The sequence below is a fragment of the Ruminococcus sp. YRD2003 genome (assembly GCA_900109435.1).
Classification (GTDB): Bacteria; Bacillota; Clostridia; order Oscillospirales; family Ruminococcaceae; genus Ruminococcus; species Ruminococcus flavefaciens_G.
On the sequence record FNZT01000008.1, the window covers coordinates 176,655 to 185,977 of the forward strand.

Sequence of the window (9,323 nt, forward strand, 5' to 3'; positions counted from 1 at the left end):
TCTTCCCGAAGCCTCAGTAAGGCGGACAGATCTGATATGAACTAAGGGACGGACCACAGGCTGCTTTCACGATGAAAGCTGCTTCAGGCACGTCCCTGTTTTCTTTATTTGACGGATCTGTCCGCAAACTCTGCGCGGCTTTTCACCTTATTTTCCGAGATATCCCCTCAGCTCGGCAAGTCTGCTTTTCATGTCGCTGAAACCGAGCAGATACAGCGCTCCGAGCTTATCCATGTCGCCGTCAAATCTTGTGACTGTGACAGGTTTTGACGGAGCTATCAGGAATATTTCACCCGCCAACGCCTTTTCTTCCAGCATCCCGACCATTGAGTTGAAGTTCCCGTTGGTCTTTTCCATTGAGTTGAGAAGTTCGGGGTATCTGCGGTACATGAACCTTGCGGCTCGTGAAAGTCCAGGCTCACGGCGGTATGAGAGCTCTCTCGTCCGCACAACGACGATCTTCTTCTCGCCGCTGCTTTCCGCCCACGGAAACGGTATCTTCTCCGCACAGCCGCCGTCAAGGTAAGGCACTCCGTTTATCTTCACCGGCATTGATACATACGGTACGGTTGCCGATGCCTGTACTGCTCTTGAAAGGTTGCATCTGCCCTTTTCAAAGTATTCTACCTTGCCTGTAAGCATATTTGTTGCGGATACAGCCAGTCTGCGCGAAGGGTCGGAAAGGCGCTTTCTGTCGAGCGGAAGTTCCTTGATTATCTGCTTGAACAGATATGAGAACCCTGTGATGCCGTGGTCGCGGAGAAGTGCTCCTATCCCGCAGTAATTCCAGTCATGGCGGTATGTTAGGTCGATCCTCGCTCCCCAGCCTATCTGTCCCGAGACGTATCCGATAGCTGACAGTGCTCCTGCCGAGCACCCCACGACCGAGGTGAAATTTATATCGTTCATCATCAGGCAGTCGAGCACGCCGAGGGTATACAGTCCCTTCCAGCCGCCGCCCTCAAGCACGATGCAGCCGTTTGTAAGAGTATCTCCCGCTCTGCCCGAGGGGAGCTTGTCAAGATGTCGGTAAACCTTTCTTTCCATTATATCATCACTTTCTGTTTGGTATTATTCTTTGCAGCCGTTCAGATCGTTGTGATGAACGGTGTGAGCAGTATGATTATCATGCATACAGGGCATACATATTTGATCATCACTCGGAACAGCAGCTTTGCCTTGAACTTTTTCTCGCCGTGCAGCACCTCTTCCTCGACGTAAGTCGTTTTTGCCGCATAGCCGATAAGAATGCAGGTCAGGAAGGCGAGAACAGGCATCATAACGTTGTTTGTGATGAAATCAAAGAAATCAAGGAACTGCATACCTGCGATCTTGACGCCCGACCATGTGCTGTATCCCAGTACAGACAGCATTCCGAGAGCCAGCGTTACCGCAATAACAATAAGGCAGCTCACCACTCTTCCAAGCTTGAATTTTTCCATCACAACGGCAGTAACGGTCTCCATGAGCGATATAGACGATGTGAGAGCCGCAAGTGTGACGAGTATGAAGAAAGCTCCTCCGATGATCTCACCCGCAGGCATATTGTCAAATACAGCCGGCAGTGTCTTGAACATCAGGCTCGGACCCGCATTCAGCTTTTCGGTGCTCCCGCCCGAGAAAACAAATACAGCAGGTACGATTATGAGCCCTTCGAGGAATGCTACGAGTGTATCGAAGATCTCGATCTGTCTGACCGAATGCTCAAGCGAATCCTCTTTCCGCATATATGAGCCGTATGTTATCATAATGCCCATAGCCAGCGACATTGAGTAGAAAAGCTGTCCCATGGCTCCGACGATGGTCTTCAGAAGCTGATCGAAGGTGAAGCCCTTGAAGTTCGGGAGCACATAATATTTCAGTCCCTCAACTGCGCCGTCGAGCGTGAGAGTGTATATCGAGATACCGATGATGATGATAAGCAGCACGGGCATCAGGAACTTGCTGAGTATCTCGATGCCTTTCTGAACTCCGAGCATTACCACGGAAGCATTCAGCACGACATATATAACGAAGAATATCGTCGGCTGCATCGGGTGCGAGATGAAGTTATCGAAGAATGTGACCGAGCCGTCGCCGTAGGTCTCGGTCGCGACCGTATGTCCGTGTACGGTAATGAATTCGACCATGTATTTGGTGACCCAGCCGCCGATAACGCAGTAGTACGGAAGTATCAGCGTGGGAACAGCCGCCGCAAGAAGTCCGAGAGCCGAAAAGCGCTTGTCAACAGCTTTATATGCGCCGATAACGCTCTTGCCTGTCCTTCTTCCGATGGCTATCTCGGTTATCATGAGCGTGAAGCCGAACGTCACCGCGAAGATGATGTACACCAGCAGAAAAATTCCTCCGCCGTATTTTGCAGCGAGATAAGGGAATCTCCAAATGTTTCCGAGTCCGACAGCAGAGCCTGCTGCGGCAAGTACGAAGCCTATCTTAGAGCCGAATCCGCCTTTGTTCACTGATGAGTTTGTTTTCGTTTTTTCCGCCATTTTTCAATGTCCTTTCATTAATGTCAGTAATTTTTGACAGTCTATCTATCATTATATCATATATTGTTTCAAATAGCAAGGGGCGGTGCGGCGGGAAACTGACGCTGCGGAAAGCTTGACACGAAACAGACTCCGCGGACACCGCGACGGCGGAGTACCGAAATACTGGCCTCGCAGTGGACAAAATTTGCATTTTCCATTGATTTTTCTGCCGCAAAATGCTACAATTATCTTAAGGCAACACCGCACAAGCTTTGTGCGGTATTGCCTTAACATAACACACACGGAGGCTTAAAATGAATCTCTCAAAAGCACCGATAATAGCCGTTGTAACCGCTCTCGCGAACGGCTTCGCAGAAAAGGAACTGCTAAGCGGCATAATCTCGGAAAATAAGAAAAACGGATTTGCGACCGTCGTTTTCTCGAATATTTACAATACCGTCCAGCAGAATGACAACCTGATGTGCGAGCAGGAGATATACGACCTCATACGCTCTCCCGATATAAGCGGTATCATTCTCCTCTGCGAGTCCTTCGTCGAGGAAGCCAGCAGGCGGCGTATCGCCTCTGTCCTCGCAGGAAGAGACATACCGATAGTCGGTATAGGCACGCGCCTCGCGGAATTCGAGGAGCTCAGATACACGCGGGTCTCGTCGGACGATGCAGGCGATGTTGCTGAGCTCACCTCGCACCTCATCGAGAAGCACGGCTTCACTGACATCGACTTACTCACCGGACTCAGGAACATCGAGGCTTCACACGTCCGCACAGAAGGCTATATCAGGGCACTTGAAGCGCACGGGATCACTCCCGACCGAAACCGTATCTTCTTCGGCGACTTCTGGCTCACCTCCGGAGAGCAGCTCGCTCAGCGCTACATCAGCGGCGAGCTGCGTATGCCGCAGGCTGTCATCTGCGCGAGCGATATGATGGCTTACGGTATGCTGCGCAAATTCGCGGACGCTCACATAAATGTACCCGAACAGATAACCGTTGTAAGCTATGAATACTCAGACAGGCGAATGTACTATTCTCCGCCGCTCACCTGCTTCCGCAAGAACCGCCCTGACCTCGGAAGGTCTGCTGCCCGACACCTGCGGCATCTCATTGAGGGGCTCGCTCCGCCCGCGTTCATCCCGCCGCGCGGGAGCTTCGTTTTCGGCAGGAGCTGCCCGTGCAGCCCCGATAACGAACTCACACTTGCCGAGCTCCGCAGCGCTGAGCAGCGCAGGGATTATACCGACCTAAGCCTCTTCAGCACCATGGAGCAGCTCCTCACTCTCGCCCGCGATATGGAGAGCTTTATCCGTATCGTCAGCGAGCATCAATGGCTTATCCGAAACAAGCTGAATATCTATCTCAGTCTCTTTTCCGACTGGAATGAGCAGGGCAGTAACAAGTCCGATATCATGCGCTCCGTCAGCGTGATAAGCGGCAGTCCCGACAGTGCATTTGAATCGGACAGGTTCGACCTGCGCACATTCTTCGCTCACGAGCGCGACGCGGCAGTGTGCTACTTCAATCCGCTGTTTTCGGGTCAGAAACTCTTCGGCTATATGGCGATACTCTACGACACGCCCGAAAGCTACGACGACGTTTACAGACACTGGCTGAAATCTGTCTCTATCGGTCTGGAATTCCTTCGCCTGAAAAACGATATACGCTATCTGATAAGCTGTCAGAATGTCTCGGAATACAGGGACACCCTCACCGGAATGAACAACGAGAAGGGGCTGCGGAGAGCGTATCAGGCGATACGCGTACACGATAACAAGACTCTCTTTCTCACCGCTCTCCGTATCGACCTATTTCCCCACCGTTTCACCGAGGAGGACGTCCGCAGCCGCACCGATGCGTTCCTCGGCGCAGCAAGGGCTATCTCGAAATTCTGCGGCAACCACGACGTTTCAGGGCGTATCGGCGACGACCTGTTTATCTGTATCGTTCAGAGCCTCGCCACGGCTGAAATGATCTCCGACCTGCTGAGCTCCGTTCTTGTACAAGAGCGCGCGTACATCAGCTACGCCGGAATGAACTCGTTCGCCTGCTGCACTATCCCCTGCGGAGAGGACAGCTTTGACGTTCTCATGGAGCGCGCGGAGGAAGTCCTCGGCGCCGAGCAGCGCAGAATGTCTCTCCGACGCAAAAACAGGTATTACAGCGAATTGCTCGAATCCCGCATCCGCATCTACACCGAGACCGAGACCACCTTTGAACGCGACAGCGACAACGTCCCGTCTGGACACATCGACTCCTTCCGCCGCAATTACAAGTCCTGCTTCGGTATCAGCTTTCATCAGGACTGTATAAATGCACGCCTCGCCAAAGCCAAATACTACCTCGCCACCACTTCGCTGAGTATTTCCGATATTTCCGAGAAGTGCTGCTATCTCGACTATAAATACTTCCAGCGGCAGTTCGCGGCAAATGTCGGCATACCTGCGCTCAGATACCGTAATCTTATCAAGGGATAGTGTCGGTTTTGTCCACTAAAAGCCAACATTATGGGTTGTTATCATTCCTCACTGAGCGTAAAATAATTATGACAATATAGTTCGTGTCTATTTCAGCAAATCAGGAGGAATGATCAGAATGAAGATGAAAAAAATCATTTCATCGCTCGCCGCAGCTGCTATGCTGCTCACCGCAAATGCCGGACTCACCGGCGTCGAAGCTGCCGACGACGATATGAGGGACATCACTACTACGGAGCTCGTGAAGGATATGGGTATCGGCATAAACCTCGGAAATACGTTCGAGGCGTGCCCGAACTGGTACGAGGAGGACTGGATAGCCAAATGGAGCGACGGAACTCCGAATGATTACGAAAAGGCGTGGGGAAGTCCCATTATCACTAAGGAAATGATAGAGGGAATGGCGAAGGAGGGCTTCGGCGTCCTGCGTATACCCGTCGCGTGGTCGAATATGATGGAGCACGACGGTACATACACTATCAACCCTGATTATGACGCACGTGTTCATGAGATCGTTGACTGGACTATCGAGAGCGGTATGTACGCTATCATCAATATCCACTGGGACGGCGGCTGGGTGAACAAGTTCCCCGATGACAAGGACGAGAGTATGAAGCGCTATACCCGTATGTGGGAACAGATAGCCGACAGCTTCAAGGATTACAGCGACTACCTTATGTTTGAATCCCAGAATGAGGAGCTCGGCTGGGAGAGCATTTGGAACCCGTGGGGCGGTACGGACGGCAAGGCTGAATCATATGCGCTCTGCAACGAGATAAATCAGAAATTTGTGGACGTCGTAAGAGGCTCAGGCGGAAACAACTCCAAGCGTCATCTGCTCATATCGGGCTATAATACAGCTATCGACCGCACCTGTGATGATATGTTCAAAATGCCGTCTGACCCCGCGAACCGTATGGCGGTGTCCGTCCACTACTATTCGCCTGCCGGATTCGCTATCCTCGAGGAGGACGCGGACTGGGGCAAGGCTACTCCCACTTGGGGAAGCGAGCAGGACTATGCCTCGCTCAGAAGCGATATGGCAACACTCAAGTCGCACTTCACCGATAAGGGGATCCCCGTTATCATCGGCGAATACGGCTGTCCCACAAAGAATAAAGAGCCCGAATCGGTGCGCCGCTTCCTCTCATCTGTGTGCGAGGAGGCTTACAAAAACGGTCACTGCCCCATTATGTGGGCTACTCCCGGCGGACACTACAACCGCGAGACCTTCAAAATGGAGGATCAGGAGCTCCGTAAGAAGCTCTTCGAGATAGGCGGCAAGGAGTTTTCTCCGAAGCAGGCTGTCCCCGCTCCCGTTATGGGCGACGTGAACAGCAGCGGCACATTCGAGGTAGCCGACCTCGTCACAACTCAGAAATGGCTGCTCGGAAGCCCTGACGCAGCTCTCGCCGAATGGAAGAACGCCGATTATGACGGCGACGGCAGACTCGATACCTTCGACCTCTGCCTTATGAGAAAAGATCTCCTCAATAAACAGTAATATTTCCCTTTTTTCAGAAAAAGTCCGCACAGGTGCTGTGGCTAAGCCGCTCACAGCCCGTGCGGACTTTTTCGTTTTATATTATTCTTCAGCTGCTATTCTTCTACCTTGCCTGCCTTGAGCCTTGCAATGTAGTCCTTTGTCTCGGAGGAGACAACTCCGGAGAGCAGTATTATCGCGACTACGTTCGGAATAGCCATTAGTCCGTTGAATATATCCGCAAGGTTCCATACAGCCTCTACTGCAAGATAGGGACCGATGAATACCGCAGCGATGTATACCCATCTGTAAATGCCGGCAACATACTTGTTCGCGCCTGTAAGATAGGAAAGGCGGCGCTCGGAATAGTAATTCCAGCCGAGAATAGTCGTGAATGCGAATACCGCAAGGCAGGACATAAGTATGAACGACGAGACCCTCTCGCTGAACGGCAGACCATAATCAAATGCGTCCATCGTTATCATTACGCCCTTGAGCTCGGCTGTGTTGTGACTGCCGGACATTATTATCGCAAGTCCTGTCATCGTACATACGATGATAGTGTCTATGAATGTGCCGGTCATTGTGACGAGTCCCTGACGGACAGGCTCGTTCGTCTTTGCGGCAGCTGCTGCGATAGGCGCAGAGCCGAGACCCGCTTCATTTGAGAATATCCCTCTCGCAACTCCGCTCTTCATCGCGTACATCATAACTGTTCCCGCAGTACCGCCTGCAACAGCCTTCGTGCTGAATGCACCCTCGATTATCGCCGAGAGCGCTGACGGTATCTCTGTGATGTGACAGAATATGATCGTCAGACAGCAGCCTGCATATGCAACTATCATCACCGGGACGATGACCTCGGAAACTGTCGCGATACGCTTGATGCCGCCGATGACGATGAGCGCGGTGAGCAGCGTTATCAGTGCGCCTGCTATGACCGTCGTCCACGTATAATCCATACCGAACAGCGTTACCGTATGCTTCATATCAGGGTCAAAAAAGGTATTCGCCGCAGATGTGATACCGTTTATCTGCGTTATCGTACCGATGCCCATTATTCCCGCAAGAAGTCCGAATACCGCAAATATCTTGCCGAGCCATTTCCATTTTTTGCCGAGACCGTTCTCGATATAATAGAAAGGTCCGCCGAGATAATTGCCGTTTTCGTCCTTTACACGGTACTTTACTGCAAGAAGTCCCTCTGCGTATTTCGTAGCCATTCCGAGAAATGCCGCAAGCTCCATCCAGAAAAGAGCTCCCGGACCTCCTGCCGCTATCGCTGTTGCTACACCGACGATGTTTCCTGTTCCGACCGTCGCCGAAAGAGCCGTACACAGTGCCGCAAAGCTCGATACTTCGCCGCTTCCGTTCTCCTCGTTCTTAACCATATACTTCAGCGCAGTTCCGAGCCTTCGTACCTGAAGGAGCTTCAGCCTCGCCGTGAGCAGCACACCGCATACCATTATGAGGATTATGAGAGGAAGTCCCCATACATAGCTGTCTGCTACGCTTATAAAATCATTGATCTTATCCAAAGATGCACCTCCGGGTGTCAAACTTCGTTAAAATTATATCACAAATCTCCCGTATTGTCAATGTTTATCCGAGCAATTATTTCTCAGCGCCCTTGAAATCAAACTGCCGCTTTGCAGCGCTTCGTACTCGGAGGCGGTCTCTGCAATGACGGCAAGAACGACTCATTCGTCCTTCGCCTGCTCCGCAAGCTCATTCTCAAAAGCTGGATCTGTTCGGTATACTTCAGAGCATGGCCGCATATGATTTACAAAAAAATCAGGAGGCTCACAATGAATAATAAAAACAGAATAAAGCTCATAGCTTCGGGAATTACTCTGTGCTGCTGCGCCGCGGCGGTCGGAGCGGTATCGGTGATAAGCAGCAGGAACAGCGGTGGGGCGGCTCCGGCAGCGCTGATGCAGGACGATGAGCTGCCGGTCATTATCCTCGATGCAGGACATGGCGCATCAACTTAAACGAGTTCATAACAAGCATAAAAATATCCGCCCGTTTGGGCGGATATTTCGCTGTATGTCGTTATTCGTACAGTTATGAAGTCTTGCCTGTCATATACTCCTTTAGTGATGGTACATCACCCGAAGCAGTTGAAGCCATAGCATAGTACGCGAGTATCGAGGAAGCGTCCTTTGCGTCGACCTTACCGTCGGCGTTGACATCGGCAGCCTTGTGCTGTTTCTCTGTCAGACCGTCCTCACTGCCTGTAGATACCTTGGCGTATGCGACAAGCACAATTGAAGCGTCTTTAGCATCGACCTTGCCGTCCTCGTTCACATCTCCGAGATCATAGTCATCAGGCTGTGAAGGAGTAGTCTCAGTAGTTGTGGTCGAGACAGGCTCTTCGGTTGTAGAGGCTGTTGTAGTCTGGGAAGTCGTTGTTGTGGACTCTGTAGACTCGGTCTCTGTTGTCGAAGTCGTAGTTGATGTGCTGGTTCCAGATTCAGTTGTAGACTTTGTCGTTGACGCTGTGCTGCTTGTCTCCTTGGTGGATTCTGTCGTTGTTGCAGTAGTCGAGGTCGTAGTTGTTGCAGTCGTTGAGGACTCCTTTGTGGTTGTGTCAGAAGTTGACTCTGTGGTGGAGGTCTCAGTTGTGCTGCTTACAGTTGAAGTCGTAGTTGTTGTAGCAGTAGTTGTTGTGCTCTCGGAAGAAGTAGCAGACGTGGTAGCTGTTGTACTTGCTGTTGTGGAAGCAGTTGTACCGCTTTCAGTTGTTGTAGCTGTTGTCGTGGTCGTAGATGTGCCGGAGGTTGTTGTAGATGTGGTATCCTCAGTTGTTTCCGTTGTAGTGGAAGCTGTTGTGGATTCCTTGGTAGATGTTGTGTAGACTGTTGTTGTGGTAGT

At 51.4% G+C, this 9,323-nt stretch carries 7 protein-coding genes; 3 read left to right on the plus strand and 4 right to left on the minus strand.

Translation table 11 applies throughout. From position 1 onward, the window contains the following. Window positions 1-147: 147 nt before the first annotated feature. Together BMX22_RS07985 and BMX22_RS07990 are read right to left on the minus strand one after the other, a co-directional pair. Window positions 148-1,047 (minus strand): patatin-like phospholipase family protein, encoded by a 900-nt coding sequence (locus tag BMX22_RS07985; RefSeq protein WP_074741937.1) that lies wholly within the window; start codon window positions 1,045-1,047, stop codon window positions 148-150. 41 nt (window positions 1,048-1,088) lie between these two features. Next, window positions 1,089-2,489 (minus strand): sodium-dependent transporter, encoded by a 1,401-nt coding sequence (locus BMX22_RS07990; protein ID WP_074741938.1) that lies wholly within the window; start codon window positions 2,487-2,489, stop codon window positions 1,089-1,091. A gap of 296 nt (window positions 2,490-2,785) precedes the next feature. Here BMX22_RS07990 and BMX22_RS07995 point away from each other — a divergent pair, with 296 nt between their 5' ends. Continuing rightward, complete coding sequence (locus BMX22_RS07995; RefSeq protein ID WP_081349136.1) at window positions 2,786-4,963, plus strand: substrate-binding domain-containing protein; 2,178 nt, start codon at window positions 2,786-2,788, stop codon at window positions 4,961-4,963. A gap of 118 nt (window positions 4,964-5,081) precedes the next feature. Then, a complete protein-coding gene (locus tag BMX22_RS08000; RefSeq protein ID WP_081349137.1) occupies window positions 5,082-6,467 on the plus strand; it encodes a cellulase family glycosylhydrolase in 1,386 nt (461 codons plus the stop codon). A gap of 95 nt (window positions 6,468-6,562) precedes the next feature. On the opposite strand, the gene BMX22_RS08005 is transcribed toward BMX22_RS08000, so the two are convergent. Then, window positions 6,563-7,984, minus strand: coding sequence for an alanine/glycine:cation symporter family protein (locus BMX22_RS08005; RefSeq protein ID WP_177172994.1), 1,422 nt, complete (start codon window positions 7,982-7,984; stop codon window positions 6,563-6,565). Window positions 7,985-8,254: 270 nt separating this feature from the next. On the opposite strand from BMX22_RS08005, the gene BMX22_RS16100 reads away from it, so the two are divergent. Continuing rightward, window positions 8,255-8,440, plus strand: coding sequence for a hypothetical protein (locus tag BMX22_RS16100; RefSeq protein WP_143055498.1), 186 nt, complete (start codon window positions 8,255-8,257; stop codon window positions 8,438-8,440). A 73-nt stretch (window positions 8,441-8,513) separates the two neighbouring features. Here the strand turns inward: BMX22_RS16100 and BMX22_RS16440 are convergent. Beyond that, the coding region (locus BMX22_RS16440) for a dockerin type I domain-containing protein (protein WP_318259715.1) at window positions 8,514-9,323 on the minus strand (810 nt) is incomplete at its 5' end.

What these genes read in the sequence shown, in the direction of transcription:
- BMX22_RS07985 (WP_074741937.1), bottom strand. Translation starts at nt 1,047, where the DNA reads ATGGAAAGAAAGGTTTACCGACATCTTGACAAGCTCCCCTCGGGCAGA.
- BMX22_RS07990 (WP_074741938.1), bottom strand. Translation starts at nt 2,489, where the DNA reads ATGGCGGAAAAAACGAAAACAAACTCATCAGTGAACAAAGGCGGATTC.
- BMX22_RS08000 (WP_081349137.1), top strand. Translation starts at nt 5,082, where the DNA reads ATGAAGATGAAAAAAATCATTTCATCGCTCGCCGCAGCTGCTATGCTG.
- BMX22_RS07995 (WP_081349136.1), top strand. Translation starts at nt 2,786, where the DNA reads ATGAATCTCTCAAAAGCACCGATAATAGCCGTTGTAACCGCTCTCGCG.
- BMX22_RS16100 (WP_143055498.1), top strand. Translation starts at nt 8,255, where the DNA reads ATGAATAATAAAAACAGAATAAAGCTCATAGCTTCGGGAATTACTCTG.